A 23,785-nucleotide genomic window follows, 5' to 3' on the forward strand; every position below is an offset into this window, starting at 1 on the left:
TGCCGAATCAGCCCCACAAGCGGTTATTCGACCAGCGACCAGTCCAGCGGCGTTCCGCGCTTGATGGCCTGGCGGGCACGGCGGCCCAGAAGGGTTTCAGCGTGTTTCGGGGCCAGCCCCAGGCCCGGACGGATGGCCCGCAGATTGGCGGCGGTAAATGGCTCTCCGGCGATCATGTCCTGGGTGACATACAGCGACCGGCGGTACACCAGGGACTTGCGCTCGGCGTCAGTCACGCCGTAATGCACCTGGCCCATGGCCTGCCAGGCGCGCTCGGTTTCGACCACCAGGCTGGCGAGTTCGGCCGGTTCCAGCGAGAAACTGGCATCCACGCCTCCGGCGGCACGGTCGAGGGTGAAGTGTTTTTCCACCACCGTCGCCCCCAGCGCTACGGCGGCGACAGACACCCCGACACCCATCGAATGGTCGGACAAACCGACTTCACAGCCAAACAACTCACGCAGATGAGGAATCGTGCGCACGTTGCTGTTGGCGGGCGTCGCCGGGTAAGTGCTGGTGCACTTGAGCAACACCAGATCCTTGCAACCGGCCTCACGGGCGGCACGCACGGTTTCATCGAGCTCGGCGATGCTGGCCATGCCGGTGGAAATGATCAGCGGCTTGCCGGTGGCCGCAACCCGACGAATCAACGGCAGATCAGTGTTCTCGAAGCTGGCGATCTTGTAGGCCGGCACATCGAGGCTTTCGAGGAAGTCCACCGCGGTGTCATCGAACGGTGTGGAAAACGCCAGCATGCCCAGCTCTTTGGCCCGGGCGAAAATCGGCGCGTGCCATTCCCACGGCGTGTGGGCCTTTTCGTACAGCGCATACAGCGAAGAACCGGCCCACAAGCTGTTGGGGTCCTTGATGAAGAACTCGCCTTCGGACAAGTCCAGGGTCATGGTCTCGGCGGTGTAGGTTTGCAGCTTCAAGGCATGGGCGCCGGCCTTGGCCGCGGCTTCGACGATTTTTATCGCCATGTCCAGCGACTGGTTATGGTTGCCGCTCATCTCGGCAATGATGAACGGCGGCGCATCGGCACCGATCGAGCGATTACCGATCTTGAAACTGGTCATTGTTCTGGATCCTTCAACACGCGCGTGAACGCGCAAGCACTCTGAGTAAAACCACCCTCGCGGAAAACCTTCAGCGATGGCTGATTGGCCGGCAGCACCTGAGCGGTGATGGCCTCAAGTTGTGGCCAATGCGCCGTGACGAACGCTTCGCCCCGCGCCAGCAGCGCCCTGCCCCAGCCCAGGCCGAATCGGCCTTCGAACAGATAGATCGAGACCTCGGCCCGAGTACCGTCAAGGTCATAGCGCAGCATACCGACCGGGCCGTCATCCGCCTCGGCAATCAACAGCAGTCGCTGAGGGTTGTTCAGGCTCGCGGCCAACCAGACCTGATGCCGCTGCCAATCGATGGCGTGGGTGTCCAGCGACCAGCGCCGTACTGCCTCGGCATTACGTCCCTCGAACAACAATTGCGCATCGTCCGGATCGGCTCGACGCACCTGCAGTACCGCTCCCGCCAGTGCTGCCGCCACCCGCTGCGCGCCACGGCCATCGACCAACTGCCGTGAGCGTTCGGCCATACTTTGACGAAAACCTTGATTGCCTACGACAAAACCGATGGCCTGACGCAATTGTTCGACGCTGACATGCTCGCGGTTGCCCAGGAACACATGAGCCCCCGAGGTTGCCATCACCTCACCGTTGGCCTGCTGATTATTCGAGACCGCAATGCAAATCGTCGGCAGCCCCATGGCCGCCCGCTCCCAACTGGTGCCGCCACCGGCACCGATAAACAGGTCGGCCTCGGTCATCAGCCGATAGAAATCGCTGACAAAACTGTGCAGGCGCCAGTTCGGACGATACGCCGCCAGCGCCTGCATCTGCTCCCAGGCCGGGTTGTCGGCCCCCGCCACGAAATCGACCTCCAGCTCATGAAGGTCCGCCAGCGCCAACATCGCGTGGTGGGTCTGCATGGCCGCATCGAAGCCGCCGAAGTTCACCAATACTCGCCTGGCCCGAGGCTTGATCTCGACCGCCGGGCAGCAGAACTCATCGCGCAACATCGCAAAACGTGGACCGAGCAAGGTCTGGCAGTCGGGCGTCAGCAGCGAGGCATAAGCCGCTGGGGTGCCCGACAGATTTTGATTGAGCAGCAGATCGACGCGGTACTGCCGAGTGGCCAGGTCATCCACCGCGGCGATCCGTGATGCCCAGCGACGGGCCGCAGTCTGCCAGTGATGATCGAGGCCATAGTGGTCGACGATGATCCAGTCGAAAGCCGGATGGCTTTCCAGGGCTTGCGCCAGCGCGGCGATGTCCGCCTGCCAGGGCAGCATCGATTCGATGGCCTGCTGCGGATCTTCATCGGGGTAGCGTGCCGGCAGCGCGAAGGTCTCGAAGCCCTCGCTGGCCAGGCTGTCCAGTCGATGCCCCGGCAGCAGGCGACAGGCGAAGGCAACGTGCGTGCCCTGCTTGCGCAACACCCTGGCCAGGGTCAGGCAGCGGGCGATATGGCCGCTGCCAATCGTTGGCGACGCGTCAGCGCGGATCAGTATCCTCATTGCAACTCACCACCAGCCTTCAATGCGGCGTAAAGGTATTCGGCGCGTTTCCAGTCTTCAAGGGTGTCGATGTCCTGTACCAGGTAGCGCGGCAAAATCACCGGCAGGCTCGCTGGCGAGAACAGTGCATCACCACGCAACCAGGCCTCGCTGCGTCCCCAGTAGAACTGGCCGGCGTCTTGAAAGGCTTCGGGCAAGTCCTGGGAGCGGGTGTCACGAAACTCCGGATAGAGCGAGGTCAGGGCGCCCTGCGCGTCGAGGGTCAAGGCCCGCTGCACCGGAAAACCAAAACCGGTGACTGAAAACGCGAAAGACTTGTCCGGGTGCTGCACCAGCAACTCATGCCCCTGACGCAGATAACGCGCTTGCAACAACGGCGCCGTCGCATAGATGCAGCAGGCATGGTCGAACGGTGGCAATTGATTCAAGGCATGCACAATCACTGCCGCAGTCCCGGTGAAATCGTCAGCCAGTGCCGAAGGCCGCATGAACGGCACCTGAGCGCCATTGGCTCGTGCGACGTCGGCGATTTCCTCATCGTCGGTACTGACGATCACCTGGTCGAACAGGCGCGACTCCAACGCCGTGCGAATCGAACGGACGATCATCGGCACGCCGTCGAACGGCTTGAGGTTCTTGCGCGGGATTCGCTTGCTGCCACCACGGGCCGGAATGATCGCAACACAGCTCAAGAGTCACTACTCCTCAAGGATCAGCCGTCGCAATTGCTCGACCACATAGTCCTGTTGTTCATCGCTCAGCAGAGGAAACAGCGGCAGGCTGATGGCCTCGGCGTAATAACGTTCGGCCTGGGGGAAATCACCCTCGGCAAAACCCAGGTCGCGATAGTACGGCTGCAAGTGCACGGGAATATAGTGCAGATTCACCCCGACACCGGCCGCTCGCAAGCCTTCGAACACCTGTCGATGACTGAGGCTGATCCGCTCCGTCTGCAAGCGCACCACGTACAGATGCCACGCCGATTCGGCTTCAGGCTGCGTGCTGGGCAAGGTCAGCGGCAAGTACGCCAGCAACCGGTCGTAACGCGCCGCCAGTTCGCGTCGACGCTCGATAAAGCCATCGAGCTTGTTCAGCTGTGACAGACCGAGTGCCGCTTGCAGATCGGTGATCCGGTAATTGAAGCCCAGCTCCACTTGCTGGTAGTACCAGGGGCCGTGGCTGGGTTCGGTCATCTGCTCGGGGTCACGGGTCATGCCGTGGCTGCGCAGACGTTGCAAGCGTTCGGCCAGTTCCGGGCGATTGGTCAGCACCATGCCGCCTTCGGCACTGGTGATGATCTTCACCGGGTGGAAACTGAACACGGTCATTGCCGCGAATTCACCGCAACCCACCGGGCGCCCGGCATAGGACGCGCCGACCGCGTGGGAGGCATCCTCGATCACCGTGAAACCGTAACGCTCGGCCAGTTCGGCGATCATGCGCATATCGCAGCTCTGCCCGGAGAACGCTACCGCCACCAGCACTTTCGGCAGCTTGCCGTCGCGCTCGGCGATTTCCAACTTCGACGCCAAGGCGTAGGCATCGAGGTTCCAGGTCAGCGGGTCAATGTCGACAAAATCGACGTCGGCGCCGCAGTAGCGACCGCAGTTGGCCGAGGCCAGAAAGGTATTCGGCGTGGTCCATAACCGATCGCCCGGCCCCAGGCCCGCGGCGAGACAGGCAATGTGCAACGCCGCCGTGGCATTGCACACCGCCACCGCGAAATCGGCCTGGCACCGCTCGGCCATCGCCTGTTCGAAACGCTCGATGGTCGGCCCTTGGGTCAGCCAGTCAGACTGCAACACGGCGACCACCGCATCGATGTCGGCCTGATCGAGGCTTTGCCGACCGTAGGGAATCATGCCGACAGTTCCGCGTGCAGGTCGGCGATCTGGCCGACCGACAGGAAGTGCGGGTTGGTATCGGAACGGTACTCGAAATCTTCGCCCACCGGCCGGCCCTGCTCGCCCAGTTTGTCCACGGCAAAATCCACGTCGACGCTGGTGAAACGGATCGACGGCTGAATGGTGTAGTGATCGTCGAACTCCAGGGTCATGCGCGCGTCGTCCAACGGCACCATCAGCTCATGGAGTTTTTCCCCCGGACGAATGCCGACGTGTTTGTGCGGCAAATGTTCAGCCATGCCCTGCGCCAGGTCGACGATGCGAATCGACGGGATCTTCGGCACAAATACTTCACCACCGTGCATGCGGGCGAAGCTGTCGAGCACAAACTTCACGCCGTGATCGAGGGTGATCCAGAACCGCGTCATGCGCTCATCGGTGATCGGCAGCTCTTTGGCGCCCTCGGCAATCAGCTTGCTGAAGAACGGCACCACCGAACCCCGCGAGCCGGCGACGTTGCCATAGCGCACCACGGCAAACCGGGTTTGTTGCTCGCCGGCAATGTTGTTGGCAGCCACGAACAATTTATCCGACAGCAGCTTGGTCGCGCCGTACAAGTTGATCGGGCTGGCAGCCTTGTCGGTGGACAGCGCGACAACTTTTTTCACGCCGTTGTCGATGGCCGCGGCAATGATGTTTTCCGCGCCGTTGACGTTGGTGCGGATGCATTCGGTGGGGTTGTATTCCGCCGCTGGCACTTGCTTCAGCGCCGCGGCGTGCACCACATAATCGATACCGCGCATGGCCTGACGCAAACGGTCGGCGTCGCGCACATCACCGATGAAGTAACGCATGCACGGCGCGTTGAACGTCTGCTGCATCTCGTACTGCTTAAGCTCATCGCGGGAAAACACCACCACACGCTTGGGCTGGTATTGCTCCAGCAAGCGGCGGATGAAGTTGCGTCCGAACGAACCGGTGCCGCCAGAGATGAAAATCGATTTACCGTTGAACATGCCTTGAGTCCTTTTACCTGTCAGCCAGGCTTATGCGAGCAACTGCGCCCAGTTCACACTGGTCGGTTCGCCGAGAGTAAAGCCCTTGCCGGTCAAGGCCAGGTTCTGGTTGTAGGCTGGATCCTGTTCGAAACGCGATTGCCACTTGTCGCGCAGGGCGGCTACCGCCTGCGGGTGATCCGGCAATGAGCCGGGGTGGGCGATTTGCACTTGCGGCGTCCATACGGTCAGCAACCCGGCATCGGCGACTTTCAGGCACAAGTCGACATCGGCATACGCTTGCTCGAAATGCTCTTCATCCAGCCCGCCCAGTGCATCGAACACCTCTTTGCGCACCATCAGGCAAGCGTCGGAAACTGCCGAATAATTCTGCTCGACCAACAGTCGATGCATAGGACCCGGTGCGTCTTTTTTCTCGCCGACGAACGCAGAGGCCACGCCGTCCCCCAGCCCCAGAATCAAACCGGCGCCGGTCACGCTGCCCTCGCGATCAACCAGCTTGGCCCCCACCACCCCCACTTCCGGCCGCTGAGCCTGGTTGAGCAAAGCTTCGATCCAATTGGCATTGACCACCTCGGCGTCTGCCGCGAGCAGTATCAAGTACTCACCCTGTGCCTGCGCGGCGGCCTGGTTGAGCAGTGCCGACGGGCTCACGCGCTGCTCGTTCTTGATCAGGCGAATCCGCCCGCGACCGTTTTGCTCCAGACTGTCGAGCCACGTCAGCAGATCGGCTGACTGGCTGTGGTTGTCGGCGATGATAATTTCGTTGTTCTGATAGCGCGTACGCTGCAATACGCTCACCAGGCAGCGCTGCAATGGCTCCTGATCGCCTTCGCTGCGGACGATGATCGACACCTTCGGACGCTGGGCATGCCGGTAGTCGATCCGCAAGCCACCAAATGCCTCGGCACTGACCTGCGCCTGATAACCACGGGTTGCCAGGTGGCGTACCAGGGTCTGACGTTGGTGCTCATTCGGCGCCAACTCCACCGCCGGGGTGATCAGCAATGGCTCGGCCAAATGCGCCAGCCCTGCCAACCCGCCAGCTTCGATCAGGCGCAGCAGCAGGTCGAATTCCAGTGCATCGCTGAACTCGCGGGCATAACCACCGACATCCACCAGCACTTCGCGTCGGATCAGCCAATGCCGGGCGGTCAACGTCGGCAGACTTTGCAGCAGGTCGAGGTTGAAGGCCGGGCGGAAAACCTCGGTCAATGTGCCGTTACTACGGCGATGAATCTCATCCATCGCCACCGCACGGCAACCTTCCGCGTCCTGCAACTCAAGGCTGGCGCGCAGGAAGCCGGCAGCGGTGAACTCATCGCCGGCCTCGGCCAACAGCAGCCAGTCCGAGGTTGAGCGCTGGGCAATCTGGTTCAGTTTATCGACGTAGTTGCTTGCGCTGACCTTTACAAAATGCACGGTATTTTGTTCGGTGGTGACGTCAGGCAAATCACCGGTGGTGAAGACCACCACCTTGAAGGCGCGGAAAGCGCTTTCCATCAGACTGTCAAAGGTGACCTGCAACTTGTCCATGTCGGCTTCAAGATCCAGCAACAGAATGCCAAACTGAGGCCCGCCCTCATTGGCCGCCAGGTGTTGATTGATTTTCCGTACCGCGGTGTCGTTCGGCTGGCGTGCCTGCAACCAGTTCAACAGCCGGCCGGAGGGCATGCTGCCCAGCAACTCACGGCTGTCGTAGGTCGGTAGGCTGCCGAGGCGGGCAATCCAGTCCGTCAATATTTTCGCATCGGCGCTCTCGCCCATGTCCAGCAGTTGCTGCACCAGTTTTTGCACGACCTGACGGTTGAAGGCGCCCAACTGCACGGCATGCAGCAAACGAGTCTGGATGGTCTCGGGCGTGTCGTTGGAATAAGTGCGCTGCAACGTATGCTGCTGAAGTAATGCACCCTCCATTTCTTCCAGCTGCAAGCGGCCGGCCGGCATCGCATGAAGCAGGAATTCGCACTCGGTCAGTTGATCAAAAAACGCCTGGTTGTAAAACGGCATCTCGACATATTGCTGGGTGCCGAATGCGCGTTTCGGGCCAATGGTGGGATCTTTCCAGTAGGACTCGAAGATCGGCTCGATAGTCAATGCATTGCGCGTGGCCAGGCTGTCGGCCAGCGCCTGGAAACTTTGCAGGGCGAACTCTGCGGTCTGCTTCTGGTTCAGGTCACTGATGTCGGTCGGCAGCGTGGCGAGGAAACCGGCAAAGCGCTCACGCTCGGCGACCGAACGGGCGTCTTTGAAACTCAGGACGTGAATGATTTCGGTATTGTGATCCGAACGGCCGTAGTTGACCTCCCGCACCACATAAGGCATTGGCAGAATCCGCGCCTTGGCCCGCGCGAGCATGTAATACACATGGCCGATTTCCTGCCACTCGAAAATCGTGCCCTCCGGCATGGCCGCATACCAGTCCTGCAACAGCGAGGTGCGGTGCACCGCATAGAACGGCGGAATGTACTGGCCCATGTAGTCGAGCACACGATCCTGCGCGCGCTCGGCGTTGTAATCCTCTTTTACCTTCTTGTCGCGACGGTAGTACTGCACATAGTTGGAGTGCGTCAGGTACATCAGGCAGTAGCCGTGGCACATGCCGTAATCAGGGTTGGCCTCGAGGAAGTTCACCGATTCGGTCAGTGCATCGTGCAGCAGGAAGTCATCGTCGGAAGCCAACACCATGTACGGCGTGGTGACCTGGCTGACGCCATACCCGAGCTTTTGCTGAAACCCCGTGTAGGTGAACTGCGGCAAATGACGATAGTCGACCGACGGAAAGTCGGTTGCGATGCGCTCATCGCCCTGCACGGACGAATCCAGCACCAGCACCTTGGCGGAGTAACGGCTGTAGTACTGCAAGGCGCGTCGCAGGAACGCCCTGCGGTTGTGGGTGATAACCACCACCGTGAACAGCTCGTTCAGCGGTGTCACGTTGGTTTGAGTGCTGCTTTGAACCTGCATTTTCCTATCCCCACAACCGGCCGATCGCCAAGTACCTGAAGCTGTTTTTGATTAACGAACGCGACGCAGATAGCCGTCCGGCGCCACGGTGATCAGCAGTTTGTTTTGCATCTGCTGGTCGATCTCGAAGTCCTTGTTCTCTTCCAGATACTTCCACACCGCAGTTTTCGGGTTATCGCCCGGGCCCCATGGACGATCCGGGAAGAAATCGGCCGGCATGTCTTCGACCACGGTGTCCATGACCACGCAGTAGCTGTCCACCGACACCAGTGGTGCGTACAGGCGCAACTCTTCCAGCACATGATCGTGGGTGTGGTTGGAATCGAGCACCAGAATGACTTTCTTGCCTTCAGCGGCAGCACGCACTTGGGCGGCGATGGCCGGGTCGATGCTCGAACCTTCGATCATCGAGATGCGCTTGCTCATCGGGTGACTCTCGATGGCTTCACGGTTGTGTGCACGGATATCGAGGTCGATGCCCAGCACTTCGCCGTGGCCTTGCAGCTCCAGCAAGGAGGCGTAGTAAATGATCGAGCCACCGTGGGCGATGCCGCATTCGATCACCAGGTCCGGTTTGACCTGCCAGATGATTTCCTGCATCGCCATCATGTCTTGTGGCAGCTGGATGATCGGACGGCCCATCCACGAGAAGTGGTAGCTGTACTTGTGCTTGGCCGATTCGTTGAAGAAATCCCGGGCCAGGCCGGTGAGTTTCTGGTCGTCACCCTGCTGGGCGATCTGTTCCCGGCATTCGGCTTCGAAGGCTTTATTGATGGTGTTGTCGGTCATTTTAGAATCTCAATAGTCACTGGAACGAAGCGCTGTCGACGGCGTGATAGACATAGCGTCCACCGGTCATCCGCTTGATTTCTTCGAGGTAGTTGGAGTTCATCACAAACAGGTTGGCGCCTTCGGGCAAGGCATCCATGGCCTCTTGCGGCGAAGACACCCGCACGCCGCTCAGGGGCAGATAACGGCCCTGTTTGGCCGGGTTGATATCCACCACGCGATCCACCGCCACACCTGCGCGTTGCAGGAACAGCGAATAAATCACGCCTTTGGACGAGGCACCCCAGATCGCCGAACCTTGCTCGGGCGCCGCTTGAATGATCTGCACCGCGCGCTCGAGGCTGCTGGTGAAACCGTCCGGCAATGCCAGGCGCGGCACCGGTTGGTCCGGTGTCAGGCGCAGCGTGGCCAGGTCGGCGACGATGTACAGGTATTGGCCACCGAACAGGTGACCGGCCTCGTGCACGGTGCCGAACATCCGGCGCAGGTCATCGAGGCGGAAATAATTGACGTGTTCGTAGAACAGGTCGAACCAGGCGCGGTGCTCAAGAATCCAGTCGAAGCACGGCACTTCGATGTAGATCTGCCCGCCCTGATTGGCCTCGGCCATCTCGGCGAGAAAACTCACCGGGTCCTGGATATGCTCCAGCACATGCCGCAGCACGATAGCGCCCGCCGACAATCCCAGGCCGCGGGTGAACGGCGCCTTGATCACGTCGGCGTTGTCGCCTTCGTAGGCCGGGTCGATACCGGTGATGGCGTAGCCCAGGCCTTTGAGCAGCTCAAGAAAGTAGCCTTTGCCGCAGCCGACTTCGATCAGTTCCTGCCCCTTGAAGTGGCGGGCAATGATCCCTTCGACATCGCTCAGGTGCTTCTGGAACTGGCCGGAATGCGCCTGCTCGTTCTGATAGTCGGCGTCGTAGCTGAGCTTGTCGGCGTCGAAGGCCTGATTGAAGATCAACCCGCTCGTCTCGTCCTGCACCAACAGCATGTCGGCGCTGGCCGAAGCCCTGGCTGACTCCGGGTCGGCGAAGGTACGGTTCTGCAACACCGGCAGGTCGGCGACCCGATACAACTCATGCCTCATGCTCTGCTCCCAGTAGCTGTTGCAAGCGGTCCGCCACGCCCCAGAACGCCATCGGCTCATGGGTCGGGTATGGGTAATGGCCCAGGTTCAAACGGATCGACGCGCCACGTTCACGCAGCCGCTGCTCGACCAGCGCCCTGACCGATACCGGCTGGCCGCTGGAGCAATTGATCACGCCGTCGAAGTCGCGCTGTTGCAGGATCGCGGCGAGGTAATCGGCGGCCGCGTCGATCGCCAGGTAATCGCGCAACTGCTCGCCGGCCGACATGTTGAAGCTGTCGTTCCCGGCGTCGATCGCCCGGTCCAGTGCCGCCAGTAAACTGTTGGGGTTTTGCCCGGCACCGTGCAGGTAAAACAGCCGTGCCCATTGCAGGGTGAAGGGCTGTTGGCGCTGCAGGTTTTCGAGGAACAGACGCAAGGTGTTCTTGGCCAACCCGTAAGGGTTACTCGGTCGCGCCTCGGTTTGCTCACTGAGCGGCCCGCTCTGCAGACCGTATTCGAAACAGGTGCCGGTGACCAACACTTGCGACACCCCCGCCTCGACCGCGCCCTTGATGAACCGGTAATCGGCCATCAGGTTGTGCTCGAAGTGAAACAGCGCCTGATAATTCGGCAACCCCGGCCAGGCGAGATGCGCCAAGGCATCGACGCCATCGGCAAGCGCGGCGAAGTCCAGGTCAGCGGCATGAACATCCGCGGCCACGAACTCCACAGCGTTGATCCACGGTAATTGTGCGGCGGTCTCGGCGTTACGCGCCACGGCCCGCACCTCGCAGCCACGGGCGAGCAAAGCCGCGACCAGATGTCGGCCGACGAACCCGGTGGCACCGGTGACCAGCACCTTCACAGTACGGTCAACTCAGGCACGGCGATCACGAAACGGCCATCCCACTGACGCACCTGGGCCAGTTGCTGACTGACTTCGTGCAGCAAATTCCACGGCAACACCAGGATGTAATCCGGCTTTTCCAGATCGATCTGCGCCGGCGAAACGATCGGAATGCGACTGCCCGGCAAGTACTTGCCCTGCTTGTGCGGATTGGCATCGGCCACCCAGGCCAACAGGTCCGGCTTGACCCCGGCGTAGTTGAGCAAGGTGTTGCCCTTGGCTGCCGCGCCATAACCGACCACGCGCTTGCCGTCAGCCTTGGCTTGCAACAGGAAACGCAGCAATTGGTGCTTGATGCCCTCGGCCGCTGGCGCCAGAGTCGCGTAGTACTCGGGGGTTTTCACTCCCGCTGCCAGTTCAGCCTGCAACTGCTGTTGAACGGCTGGCTGCACCTCACGGCGAACACCGTCGGCACGCTGGACGAACACCCGCAACGAACCGCCATGGGTCGACAACTGGCTGACATCGAACACTTCCAGGCCATTGCGCTCGCACAAGGTCTGCACGGCAGTCAGGGACAGGTAGGAATAGTGCTCGTGATACAGCGTGTCGAACTGCTGCCCGGCCATCAGCGTCAGCAGTTGCGGAAACTCGAACGTCGCCACACCGGTCGGCTTGAGCAAGGTGGAGAAACCACCGAGGAAATCATTAATGTCCGGCACATGCGCCAACACGTTGTTGGCGGCCATCAGGTCGGCGGCCCAGCCTTCGTTTTTCAGTTGCGCGGCGGTGTCGCGACCGAAGAACAGTTCGCGAATCTCCAGGCCTTTTTCCCGCGCCGCTTGCGCAGTGCTACGGGTCGGTTCAACGCCCAGACAAGGGATGCCACGCCCGGCCACGTACTGCAACAGGTAACCGTCGTTGGCGGCGATTTCCACCACGCGGCTGTCAGCGGTCAGGCCGAAGCGTTCGACCATCTCGGCGACATAGCGCTCGGCATGGGCCAGCCAGGTGCTGGAGAACGAACTGAAATACGCATACTCGGCATCGAACAGGCTATCGGCGCTGGTGTAATCCTCGGTCTGCACCAGCCAGCACTGCTGACACACCGCGACCTTCAATGGCACCCATTGCTCGGCTTGTTCCAGGCGATCCGCGTGCACATAGGCGTTGGATGGCGGCGAGGTGCCGAGATCGATCAGCGGCAAGGCCAGATGAGTACCGCAACCACGGCAGTTCATAGACGCACTCCAGCGAAGTGTTCATCGAGCAAGGGATGGCTGGAATCCCTGGCTGACAGATTATTGACAGGCAAAGGCCAGGCGATCGCCAGCCGTGGATCGTTCACCGACAACCCGCCCTCGTGCGCAGGTGCGTAATCAGCGCTGTGCAAGTAGAGCAATTCGGCGTCATCGGTCAGCGTCTGGAAGCCGTGGGCGAACCCCTCCGGGATCAGCAAGCTGCGACCGTCACCGGCCTTCAGGTGCTCGGCGTGCCAGTGCAGAAAGGTTTCGGAGTCAGGGCGCAAGTCCACCGCCACATCCCAGACTTCGCCGCGCAGGCAGGTAATCAACTTGGCTTCCGGCGCATTGGAGTTTTGATAATGCAGACCACGCACACTGCCCCGCTCACGAGTGCAGGAGTGGTTGATCTGGCGGATATGAAACGGCTGGCCGAAAGCGCTCAGGCTGCCTTCGCAAAACAACCGGGCGAAGTGCCCGCGATCATCTTCGAAGCGTTTGTGCTGCACGCTGAACAGACCGGCCAGCGGTAAGGCTTTCAACAAGAACTCGCTCACAACGCGCCTCGGTACAGGTTCAACTGGTTCAGGGTGACTTCACGCATGTCATCACCGTTCTGCCACGCCAGGTGCCAATCGAGGGTCTGGGTCAGGCACTGCTGCAACGACCAGCGCGGTTGCCAGGCCAACCGTTGACGGGCGCGACTGCTGTCCAGGCGCAGCAGGCCGGCTTCGTGCAAATCACTCGGCTCGATACGCAATCCGCGCGCTTGCGGCCAGCGGCTGGCGAGCAACTCCACCACTTCGCCGACGCTGCACATGTCCGCTTCGCTTGGGCCGAAGTTCCATGCGCCGGCAAACTGCGGGCCTTGCTCATAGAGGCCTGCGGCGAGTTGCAGGTAACCCGCCAAAGGTTCAAGAGCGTGCTGCCAGGGGCGCACGGCCTGCGGGTAGCGCAGGGTCACTGGTTGGTCGGCCGACCAGGCCTTGAGCACATCGGGAATCAGGCGTTCAGGCGCAAAGTCACCGCCGCCCAGCACGTTGCCAGCACGGGCGGTGGCCAACGCCAAGCCATGCTCGGCGTACTTGTCAGCCGGGAAAAACGAGGCAGCGTAAGACTGCGCCAACAATTCGCAACAAGCCTTGCTGCTGCTGTAAGGATCGTGACCGCCCAAGGCTTCGTCTTCGCGGTACGGCCACAGCCATTCCTTGTTGGCATAGACCTTGTCGGTGGTCACCAGCACACAGGCACGCACGCCGCCGACCTGGCGGATCGCTTCGAGCAGATTGAGCGTGCCCATGACGTTGCTGGAGTAAGTGCCAAGCGGATCGCGATAGCCTTCGCGCACCAGCGGTTGGGCCGCCAGGTGCAGGACGATTTGCGGCTGGGTTTCGACGATCAGTTCCAGCAAGGCGCCCAGATCACGCAGATCACCACGCTGATCGTTGATGCCCTCGTGTACCCGCGCCAGTTCGAACAGGCTCGGCTCGGTGGACGGATCGAGCGAAAACCCGCTGACCTCGGCCCCGAGGCTTTGCAGCCACAACGTCAACCAGCTGCCCTTGAAACCGGTGTGGCCGGTCAGCAGCACCCGTTTGCCACGCCAGAACTCTGGACTCAGGTCCATTGCTTCCATGGGGCCTCCCCGCTCTGCCACAGCGCTTCGAGGTGATTCTTGTCGCGCAGGGTGTCCATCGGATGCCAGAAGCCTTCGTGTTCGAAAGCCTTCAACTGTTCATCCTGGGCCAAACGAGCCAATGGCTCCGCTTCCCAAGTGGTTTCGTCACCGCCGATGTACGACAGCACTTTCGGCGACAGCACAAAGAACCCGCCATTGATCCAGCCACCGTCGCCACGGGGCTTCTCGGTGAAACCGAGTACCTGATCGCCGTGACGCTCCAGGGCACCGTAACGGCCCGGCGGTTGTACGGCGGTGACGGTGGCCAGACGACCGTGGGCGCAGTGGTAGTCCACCAGTTGACGGATATTGATATCGGAAACGCCGTCGCCATAGGTGAAGCAGAACGCCTCTTCATCCTTGAGGTAACGACCGGCGCGCAACAAGCGGCCACCGGTCATGGTTTCCTCGCCGGTGTCGATGAGAGTGACGCTCCACGGCTCGCTGTAGTTCTGGTGCACGTCCATGCGGTTGTTGCGCATGTCGAAGGTGACATCGGAGGTGTGCAGGAAGTAGTTGGCGAAGAAGTCCTTGATCGCATAGCCCTTGTAGCCAAGGCAGATCACGAAGTCATGAATCCCGTGGGCGGAGTACTGTTTCATGATGTGCCAAAGAATTGGCTTGCCGCCGATCTCGATCATCGGCTTGGGCTTGAGGTGCGACTCTTCGCTGATGCGCGTGCCCAGGCCACCCGCCAGAATTACTGCCTTCATCGTCTCCCCTCTTGTTCTTCACAGAGCTCGGCCAAGCTATTTCATGCTTTTGCGGGCTGTCTGGCTAAAACGCTCTGCCGTGTCAGGCGCTGGCGTACCGGCCGCAAGCGCTCGTTTTATGGCGATATGAGGGGGACTTGCAGGAAACGCGCCAGCTCATGAATCCAGATTGAAGGCACAAAAAAGGGACGAATCCGGATCACGCAGACCGGGTTCGTCCCCAAGCGTAAAGCGGACGCCTTCAATCCTGTTGCAGGAGAGAAGGCGTCTGATTCAGGTATCAGCCAAACATTGCAAACGCATCACTGTTGGCCGGCATGTTGAAGAGCTGTCCGTCCGCCGTCTGGATTTGCTCGATGGTATCGGAGCCGGCGAACCAGTCCTTGAGCTGTACACCTTCCTGCGGAACCTGTCCTGGACTAACACTCGATCGGTGCAGGTAGAGGTCATCACCGACACGATCAACCAACAGTTCGGAACTGCTGATGTACGACAGCACTATTTTGTCGGAGCGGCTGATGCCAATGTCCTGGATCGTCACCAATGCCGAGGTGTTAACGTTGTAGGTATCGTCATCCTCGCCACCAAAGGCCGACCCGCTGGCTTGCAGCACCAGATTGTCATCGCCAGCACCGCCAAACAGCGAGAAACCGAAACCCGTACCGGTCAACAGGTCGCCACCGTCCCCACCATCGGCCATGCCATGAGTCACCGTGATGACGTCGCCCCCCGCTTCACCATAGGCCCGGCTACCCTCGTCGCTGGCAGCGGTGACGATGGTGTCGTTGCCATTGCCGCCATACAAGGTGTCAGCCTGCGGCCCATTGATCTCACCATCAAGGGTGAATGGCGCGATCTGGGACACCAGCCCGCCGTAGAGATAATCGTTGCCGTCGCCACCATAGATGACGTCGTTACCCAACCCGCCTTCAAGGTAGTTGACGTTGGCATCACCGGTCAGGGTGTCATTGAAGTGGCTGCCCACTACGCGCTCGATGTTGCGCAGCACATCGCCTTGGGCATCGCCGCCCTGGTTGACGTTGGTCTGCAGGTTGATGTTCACAGCGGTGGTATTGGTGATGTACAAGACGCTGTCCTGACCCTCGCGGCCGTCAATCACATCCGCACCTGCACCACCGATAAAGACGTCACCGAACCGCGAACCCGACAACGTGTCATCAAAGTTGCTGCCCTGGAAGATCTCAATGTTGGTGAAGGTGTCGCCCGTGGCATCTCCGGCGTTGGCATTGGTGGTCAGGTCGATGGTCACCGCTGCGTCCGAAAGCTCGTAACTGACCAGGTCCTGCCCAACGGCACCGTCCAGGCCCATGGCAGTGGTACCGCCATAGAAAATGTCGTTGTAGTTCGACCCCTTGATTACTTCGATGCCGGTGAAGGTGTCACCCGCTCCGATCCCGGAGTACACGCCAGTCTTCAGGTTGATGGTCATCGCCACGGTACTGTCGCTATAGCCGGCCGTGTCATAACCGGCACCGCCGATGAACTGGTCGGCCCCCGCGCCACCGTACAGCGTGTCGTTGCCCGAGCCGCCGGTGATGATGTTGTCGCTGGCGTTGCCCCAACCGGTGTACGCGCCACTGCCAATGAAGGTCAGGCGTTCGATGTTGGCGGCCATGAAGGTGTGGCTGGGGTTGACCACCGACACGCGCATTTCATCGTTACCGCCATCGGCCAGCTCGACGATGGTCGGCGTGATGCTGGTGTTGATGTAGTAGGTATCATCCCCGGCGCCGCCTTCGAACGTTATCCCGCCCACGGCAACGGTAAAGTTGTCGTTGAAGGACGAACCGATGACTCTTTCGATGTTGGCCAGGGTGCTGCCTTCGGCGTCACCACCGGTGCCAGCCACCCCCGTACCAGGACGGATATCAACGTTCACTGCAGCCGCCGACGTCGAGTAGTCGACCGTATCAGTACCGACCCCACCATCGAAGTCGATACCCCGGCCATCGCCGACAAAGGTGTCGTTGTAGTTCGAACCCTTGATCGCTTCGATGTCGGTAAAGGTGTCACCCGTTCCGATTCCGGAGTACACGCCAGTCTTCAGGTTGATGGTCATCGCCACGGTACTGTCGCTATAGCCGGCCGTGTCATAACCGGCACCGCCGATGAACTGGTCGGCCCCCGCGCCACCGTACAGCGTGTCGTTGCCCGAGCCGCCGGTGATGATGTTGTCGCTGGCGTTGCCCCAACCGGTGTACGCGCCACTGCCAATGAAGGTCAGGCGTTCGATGTTGGCGGCCATGAAGGTGTGGCTGGGGTTGACCACCGATACACGCATCTCATCGTTGCCGCCATCGGCCAGCTCGACGATGGTCGGCGTGATGCTGGTGTTGATGTAGTAGGTATCATCCCCGGCGCCGCCTTCGAACGTTATCCCGCCCACGGCAACGGTAAAGTTGTCGTTGAAGGACGAACCGATGACTCTTTCGATGTTGGCCAGGGTGCTGCCTTCGGCGTCACCACCGGTGCCAGCCACCCCCGTACCAGGACGGATATCAACGTTCACTGCAGCCGCCGACGTCGAGTAGTCGACCGTATCAGTACCGACCCCACCATCGAAGTCGATACCCCGGCCATCGCCGACAAAGGTGTCGTTGTAGTTCGAACCCTTGATCGCTTCGATGTCGGTAAAGGTGTCACCCGTTCCGATTCCGGAGTGCACACCGGTCTTCAGGTTGATGTTCACCGCCACGGTGCTGTCGGTGTAGCCCGCCGTGTCATAACCGGCGCCGCCGATAAACTGGTCGGCGCCCGCGCCGCCGTACAGCGTGTCGGCACCCGAACCACCGGTGATGATGTTGTCGCTGGCGTTGCCCCAACCGGTGTACGCGCCACTGCCAATGAAGGTCAGGCGCTCGATATTGGCGGCCATGAAGGTGTGACTGGGGTTGACCACCGATACACGCATCTCATCGTTGCCGCCATCGGCCAGCTCGACGATGGTCGGCGTGATGCTGGTGTTGATGTAGTAGGTATCATCCCCGGCGCCGCCTTCGAACGTTATCCCGCCCACGGCAACGGTAAAGTTGTCGTTGAAGGACGAACCGATGACTCTTTCGATGTTGGCCAGGGTGCTGCCTTCGGCGTCACCACCGGTGCCAGCCACCCCCGTACCAGGACGGATATCAACGTTCACTGCAGCCGCCGACGTCGAGTAGTCGACCGTATCAGTACCGACCCCACCATCGAAGTCGATACCCCGGCCATCGCCGACAAAGGTGTCGTTGTAGTTCGAACCCTTGATTGCTTCGATGTCGGTAAAGGTGTCACCCGTTCCGATTCCGGAGTGCACACCGGTCTTCAGGTTGATGTTCACCGCCACGGTGCTGTCGGTGTAGCCCGCCGTGTCATAACCGGCGCCGCCGATAAACTGGTCGGCGCCCGCGCCGCCGTACAGCGTGTCGGCCCCCGAACCACCGGTGATGATGTTGTCGCTGGCGTTGCCCCAACCGGTGTACGCGCCACTGCCAATGAAGGTCAGGCGCTCGATATTGGCGGCCATGAAGGTGTGACTGGGGTTGACCACCGATACACGCATCTCATCGTTGCCGCCATCGGCCAGCTCGACGATGGTCGGCGTGATGCTGGTGTTGATGTAGTAGGTATCATCCCCGGCGCCGCCTTCGAACGTTATCCCGCCCACGGCAACGGTAAAGTTGTCGTTGAAGGACGAACCGATGACTCTTTCGATGTTGGCCAAGGTGCTGCCTTCGGCGTCACCACCGGTGCCAGCCACCCCCGTACCAGGACGGATATCAACGTTCACTGCAGCCGCCGACGTCGAGTAGTCGACCGTATCAGTACCGACCCCACCATCGAAGTCGATACCCCGGCCATCGCCGACAAAGGTGTCGTTGTAGTTCGAACCCTTGATCGCTTCGATGTCGGTAAAGGTGTCACCCGTTCCGATTCCGGAGTGCACACCGGTCTTCAGGTTGATGTTCACCGCCACGGTGCTGTCGGTGTAGCCCGCCGTGTCATAACCGGCGCCGCCGATAAACTGGTCGGCGCCCGCGCCGCCGTACAGCGTGTCGGCCCCCGAACCACCGGTGATGATGTTGTCGCTGGCGTTGCCCCAACCGGTGTACGCGCCACTGCCGGTGAAGGTCAGGCGCTCGATATTGGCGGCCATGAAGGTGTGACTGGGGTTGACCACCGATACACGCATCTCATCGTTGCCGCCATCGGCCAGCTCGACGATGGTCGGCGTGATGCTGGTGTTGATGTAGTAGGTATCATCCCCGGCGCCGCCTTCGAACGTTATCCCGCCCACGGCAACGGTAAAGTTGTCGTTGAAGGACGAACCGATGACTCTTTCGATGTTGGCCAGGGTGCTGCCTTCGGCGTCACCACCGGTGCCAGCCACCCCCGTACCAGGACGGATATCAACGTTCACTGCAGCCGCCGACGTCGAGTAGTCGACCGTATCAGTACCGACCCCACCATCGAAGTCGATACCCCGGCCATCGCCGACAAAGGTGTCGTTGAGGTTGGAGCCCTTGATCGCTTCGATGTCGGTGAAGGTATCGCCCGCTCCGATCCCGGAATGCACACCGGTCTTCAGGTTGATGTTCACCGCCACGGTGCTGTCGGTATAACCCGCCGTGTCATAACCGGCGCCGCCGATGAACTGGTCGGCGCCCGCTCCGCCGTACAGCGTGTCGGCACCCGAACCACCGGTGATGATGTTATCGCTGGCGTTGCCCCAACCGGTGTACGCGCCACTGCCAATGAAGGTCAGGCGCTCGACGTTGGCGGCCATGAAGGTGTGGCTGGGGTTGACCACCGATACACGCATCTCATCGTTGCCGCCATCGGCCAGCTCGACGATGGTCGGCGTGATGCTGGTGTTGATGTAGTAAGTATCATCCCCGGCGCCGCCTTCGAACGTTATCCCGCCCAGTGCAACGGTAAAGTTGTCGTTGAAGGACGAACCGATGACTCTCTCGATGTTGACCAGGGTGTCACCCTCGGCATCGCCGCCGGTGCCAGCCACCGCCGTGCCAGGACGTATATCAATGTTCACTCCGGCAGCAGACGCCGAATAGTCCACGGTATCAGTACCCGTGCCGCCATCCAGCTTGTCCGCACCGGCACTCCCTTTGATCACATCATTGCCACCCAAGGCATAGATCTCATCATCCCCACTGGTACCTGTCAGCGTATCCACGCCGTTTGTCCCGTTTATCACTGCCATTGCGACTTCTTCCTTGCCATGTTGTTGAACCAGATACCTTTCCCGTAGCGATGTACAAACACGCGTCGCAGAAGGGTCTTTCATATGAACGAAGCTGTGGAGCCTGTATCGACGCAAACCAATCCGGGCTTGAGCCGGCCGCCGCAAATTTGTAACGCGCCCGGTACAAACAAAACAGGCGGCCCAAGGCCGCCTGCAGGTGTACATCCATGCTCGATCAGTTTGGCAGCCAGCCCTCGACCCAGTAGTTGAGGTTGTTGCCCTTGAGCATGTAATCGCGCAGCACTTCTTCGCGCAGCGCATCGCCCATGCGATAGCTCGCATCAGGGTCGGACAAGTGCATGCGGATTGCCTCGAGCCATTCCTCGGTGCTGTTGCTCACGACCTTGGTGCAAGGCAGATAGCCGCGATAGGCCTCAGTGTCGGTGCAAATCACCGGATAACCGCAGGCGCCGTACTCCAACAGACGCAGGTTGCTCTTGCAGTCGTTGAAGATATGGAATTCCAGCGGTGCCAAGGCCAGATCGAGGTTCAGGCTGGCCAGTTTGGCCGGATAGGCCTCCAGGCCGATGCTGGGATGGAACTCATGGACAAACGGACGCAAAGCTGGCGGACACATGCCGAAGAACACCCATTCGACTTCGTTGGCAAGCAGGCGCACCACGTCCGCAATGATTGCCAAGTCTCCATCATGACTCGTCCCGCCGCCCCAACCCACGCGAGGTTTGCGAGAGGTGCGGCGCTGGCTGGTGAGCCCGGTCCAGAGATGCGGGGCAAGCATGTTCGGGACGACCCGGATGTCGTGATGCATGTCCCGCAATGCATCGGCCAGGGGCTGGGTCGAGACCACAACCCGGTCACACAGCCCTACGCCACGGCGCACTATTTTATCGACCCCGACCTCAGCCTTGCGCAGGTGCGCGTTCTTCTTCGGGACATCAATCACATAATCGTCAAGTTCGAAGATGCGGAAAGCGTGCGAACAATTTTTGACTCGCTCAACCTCATCGACCGCATTCTTGCTATAGCGCCCCTGCAACACGATCACGTCGGGGGAGCACCGCTCAAGGTCAATGTCTGTCGGCGTGTGATAACTCAGGTGCCCCATCACGCGCCCGGCCGCCTCCAACTCACGGAACGGCTGGGCAACCCGGTAATGGCCCACTGCGGTGGTATTGATTGGGATCCCCAGCACCTTGGGCAAAAGCGGGCGCGAGAACGGGTCCCAGCCATCCTTGAATCCCGGCTCCAGACTGAAGTTGCTGGCGCCCAGACTCAGGTTAGGGTTGTAGGCCGGATCCCTGGCTATCACCGGCAACCATCGCTGGTAAAAACTTTTTTGCTCGGCCTGTAGCACCCTGGGAGCGGGAGTGAAGGCAGAGGATGGAACCACTCGCATCAATTCGGCGTAGGGAGTCCACACCACCAGGTATCCGTTTTGCCTCACGCGCAGGCAAAAGTCAGCGCCATTGAGTGCCTGCGCCAGATTTTGCTCGTCCAGGCCATGCAGCTCATCAAAAACTTTCTTGCGCACAAGCAGACAATCGATGCCCACGGCACTGAAATTCTGTACCGTCTGCTGGCGCTGCATGTAACCGGACGTGTTGAGCGGCTCACCACGATTGGGAACACCGACGGCCCCCCGCAACCCCAGTACCTGGGCCGTGCCCTCGATACGCCCTTGCGGACTCACCAGCCGACCGCCGACCACACCGACTTCCGGACGCTGAGCGTGATTGAGCAACTCGTCGAGCCAATCAGGGCTCACAACGACACTGTAGGGGCTGAGAAACAACAGATAGTCGCCACGGGCGTGGCCGGCAGCAAAGTTCTGCACTGCCGCCAGATTGTCACCATGATCACAGCGCAACACCCGAAGTTTGTCACTGCCCATTTGCTCCATGGCTGACAGCCAGTTGCAGGCATCAACGGCAGTACTGCCATTGTCGACAATGAGAACTTCATAGCGTTGGCAGGCGGTTTTCTCCAACACACTTTCGACGCAACGCTCCAGGGAGCCCAGTTCATCGCGGGTCGCAATGATGATCGAGACCGTGGCTGGCTCATCATGCAGGTAGTCCACACGATTGATCATCGACTGGCTGCCGGGACGAATCCGGTGCGGTGCGCCGAGCCGCTGCAGATGCGCGGCCAGCACGCGAGGGCTCTGCTCGATAATCTGCGGCTGCGTGAGCCACTGGGAGAGACACAGAGCGGACTCCACGAGAACTTCAGCAATGTGCCCAATCGCATGCGGCCCGTTACTCTCCACCAGTCGCCAGACCAGATCGTGCACACCCAGCTCGCCAAAACCGTCTTGCATGCCACCCAGCTCGATCATCCGCTGCCGCTGCAGGGCCAGCACACGGCCGACATAGGGATAGCTGCGCATCAGATCCAGGTTGAAGTCCGGCTTGAACACCGGCTCGACCGAAACATCATCACGCAATCCGCCCTCGTCACTGTAGAGGCAGCGCACGTCAGGCATTTCCACCATGCGCTCTGCCAGCAACAGCAAAGCCAGTTCATTCAAGCGATCCCCCGCGCGAACCAGATAGATCCAGTCTGCGTTGTCCAACTGGGCCAGCAGACGATTGAACTGGGTAACCGGTTCATCATCCAGGCGCACATGTTGCACACCGTCGCATGGCGAGTGCTGCAATTGGGACAGCACTACCACTTGCTCAGCAGCATAGGTTTGCTGACGAATGCTCTTGAGCGTTTCTTCCAGCGCCGGAACATCACCTTCGCTGTCGAGAACAATCGGCACGATGCGTGGACGCCAGCTCCAACCCTGCAATCGGGCGTCGAGCAAGCGTTGCTGGGCCGGTTTCAAACGACGGCACGACAGCCATTCCCGATACATGTCGGCAAAGCTCTCGCACTCGACGCCTACCCGGGTGTGCACCATCGTTTGAATGAAGCCCAGTTGCCGGCCCAGCGCGGTTTCTTCCCAGGCATAGGCGTGCCCCGCAATCGCATCAGCCAGTGCCAGATAACGTACCCAGCCCGGCGCAGGCGCCGGCTCACCACTGCGCAAGGCAAGCATTTGCTTGAGCCAGTCGAGCTCGGTCATTACCGCAGTCTTGACTGGTGCCTGATCGCTCAGCCGCGCCGGATGCAAACGCTCAAGGCTCAACACCTGACCTACCACCACCAAATTGCCACGCCGTAGCAGGCAGGCAAACAAGGCGAAGTCCAGACACGCGATAAAACCTTCGCCGATCTGAGTCAGGGCCGGCAGATATTCCAGCGCATGGCGGGTTCGCAACAACGCTCCGCTGAGGCCACTGAGAAAATTGACCAGACTGCTTTCCAGAATGCCCAGCAGATCCTCACCCTTGAATAAGGTGACACCGGTGGAAAAACAGCAATTTTCCACACGGTCGGAAAGCAGGATGTAATCAGCGTCGTAAAACTGCCGCTGGCCGATCACTAGGTGGACATCGGCGTGGTCGATGAAGCCACCGATCTGCTGAGTGATGCATTCAGGAAGCAGCTGGTCGTCGTCGCACAGCAATTTCAGATAGTCACCGCTGGCCTCTTTGGCGCAGGCCATGAGGTTGCCCTGAAAACCCAGGCGCTGCGGATTGCGCACATAGCGCAGGCGAATCGAGACAGGCACCTCACAGGCATCGACGATCTCGCGGATCTCGTCACCGCCACTGTCATCGCAGACGATCACTTCAAGATTGGCGTAGGTCTGATTCAGCGCGCTTTGCAGTGCCGTCTGGAAGAACTGCGGGTTGAAGGCGGGGATGGCGATGGTAACAAGAGGTGCTGGTTTCACGGCGGGAGAACTCGCGAGCGGCGGGAGCTTACTTC

At 60.5% G+C, this 23,785-nt stretch carries 15 protein-coding genes; all 15 read right to left on the reverse strand.

The window, feature by feature from the left end; translation table 11 throughout:
* Nucleotides 1-23 precede the first annotated feature (23 nt).
* Nucleotides 24-1,076, reverse strand: coding sequence for a pseudaminic acid synthase (gene pseI, locus PGR6_RS20965; protein ID WP_064619507.1), 1,053 nt, complete (start codon nucleotides 1,074-1,076; stop codon nucleotides 24-26).
* The gene (gene pseG / locus PGR6_RS20970) at nucleotides 1,073-2,575 is read right to left on the reverse strand and encodes a UDP-2,4-diacetamido-2,4,6-trideoxy-beta-L-altropyranose hydrolase (protein WP_064619510.1); all 1,503 of its coding nucleotides are present in this window, start codon (nucleotides 2,573-2,575) and stop codon (nucleotides 1,073-1,075) included. Before pseG ends, pseI begins: the two co-directional genes overlap by 4 nt.
* Nucleotides 2,572-3,267 carry a pseudaminic acid cytidylyltransferase gene (gene pseF / locus PGR6_RS20975; protein ID WP_064619514.1) on the reverse strand — a complete coding sequence of 232 codons (696 nt, stop codon included), beginning with the start codon at nucleotides 3,265-3,267 and terminating at the stop codon, nucleotides 2,572-2,574. The genes pseG and pseF overlap by 4 nt, the downstream gene beginning before the upstream one ends.
* A 6-nt stretch (nucleotides 3,268-3,273) precedes the next feature.
* Nucleotides 3,274-4,437 carry a UDP-4-amino-4,6-dideoxy-N-acetyl-beta-L-altrosamine transaminase gene (gene pseC / locus PGR6_RS20980; protein ID WP_064619517.1) on the reverse strand — a complete coding sequence of 388 codons (1,164 nt, stop codon included), beginning with the start codon at nucleotides 4,435-4,437 and terminating at the stop codon, nucleotides 3,274-3,276.
* Nucleotides 4,434-5,435, reverse strand: coding sequence for a UDP-N-acetylglucosamine 4,6-dehydratase (inverting) (gene pseB, locus PGR6_RS20985; protein ID WP_019579558.1), 1,002 nt, complete (start codon nucleotides 5,433-5,435; stop codon nucleotides 4,434-4,436). Before pseB ends, pseC begins: the two co-directional genes overlap by 4 nt.
* Before the next feature lie 30 nt (nucleotides 5,436-5,465).
* A complete protein-coding gene (locus PGR6_RS20990; protein WP_064619520.1) occupies nucleotides 5,466-8,402 on the reverse strand; it encodes a glycosyltransferase family 2 protein in 2,937 nt (978 codons plus the stop codon).
* 51 nt (nucleotides 8,403-8,453) lie between these two features.
* Nucleotides 8,454-9,191 carry a cephalosporin hydroxylase family protein gene (locus PGR6_RS20995; RefSeq protein WP_064619523.1) on the reverse strand — a complete coding sequence of 246 codons (738 nt, stop codon included), beginning with the start codon at nucleotides 9,189-9,191 and terminating at the stop codon, nucleotides 8,454-8,456.
* Between the two features lie 16 nt (nucleotides 9,192-9,207).
* On the reverse strand, nucleotides 9,208-10,278 hold the full coding sequence (locus PGR6_RS21000; RefSeq protein WP_064619526.1) for a class I SAM-dependent methyltransferase: 1,071 nt from the start codon (nucleotides 10,276-10,278) through the stop codon (nucleotides 9,208-9,210).
* Nucleotides 10,268-11,125, reverse strand: a complete 858-nt coding sequence (locus tag PGR6_RS21005; protein WP_064619529.1) for an NAD-dependent epimerase/dehydratase family protein — start codon at nucleotides 11,123-11,125, stop codon at nucleotides 10,268-10,270. Before PGR6_RS21005 ends, PGR6_RS21000 begins: the two co-directional genes overlap by 11 nt.
* Nucleotides 11,122-12,348 (reverse strand): class I SAM-dependent methyltransferase, encoded by a 1,227-nt coding sequence (locus PGR6_RS21010; protein ID WP_064619532.1) that lies wholly within the window; start codon nucleotides 12,346-12,348, stop codon nucleotides 11,122-11,124. Before PGR6_RS21010 ends, PGR6_RS21005 begins: the two co-directional genes overlap by 4 nt.
* Entirely contained in the window at nucleotides 12,345-12,905 is a 561-nt protein-coding gene (locus PGR6_RS21015; protein ID WP_064619535.1) for a dTDP-4-dehydrorhamnose 3,5-epimerase family protein, read from the reverse strand. Before PGR6_RS21015 ends, PGR6_RS21010 begins: the two co-directional genes overlap by 4 nt.
* The gene (gene rfbG, locus PGR6_RS21020) at nucleotides 12,902-13,984 is read right to left on the reverse strand and encodes a CDP-glucose 4,6-dehydratase (RefSeq protein WP_064619537.1); all 1,083 of its coding nucleotides are present in this window, start codon (nucleotides 13,982-13,984) and stop codon (nucleotides 12,902-12,904) included. Before rfbG ends, PGR6_RS21015 begins: the two co-directional genes overlap by 4 nt.
* On the reverse strand, nucleotides 13,966-14,739 hold the full coding sequence (rfbF, locus tag PGR6_RS21025) for a glucose-1-phosphate cytidylyltransferase (RefSeq protein WP_064619539.1): 774 nt from the start codon (nucleotides 14,737-14,739) through the stop codon (nucleotides 13,966-13,968). The genes rfbG and rfbF overlap by 19 nt, the downstream gene beginning before the upstream one ends.
* 280 nt (nucleotides 14,740-15,019) lie before the next feature.
* Nucleotides 15,020-19,960, reverse strand: coding sequence for a beta strand repeat-containing protein (locus tag PGR6_RS30480; protein ID WP_237229565.1), 4,941 nt, complete (start codon nucleotides 19,958-19,960; stop codon nucleotides 15,020-15,022).
* Nucleotides 19,961-20,177: 217 nt separating this feature from the next.
* Complete coding sequence (locus PGR6_RS21035) at nucleotides 20,178-23,750, reverse strand: glycosyltransferase (RefSeq protein ID WP_064619542.1); 3,573 nt, start codon at nucleotides 23,748-23,750, stop codon at nucleotides 20,178-20,180.
* Nucleotides 23,751-23,785: the final 35 nt, after the last annotated feature.

The sequence above is a fragment of the Pseudomonas sp. GR 6-02 genome, from assembly GCF_001655615.1.
Taxonomy (GTDB): domain Bacteria; phylum Pseudomonadota; class Gammaproteobacteria; order Pseudomonadales; family Pseudomonadaceae; genus Aquipseudomonas.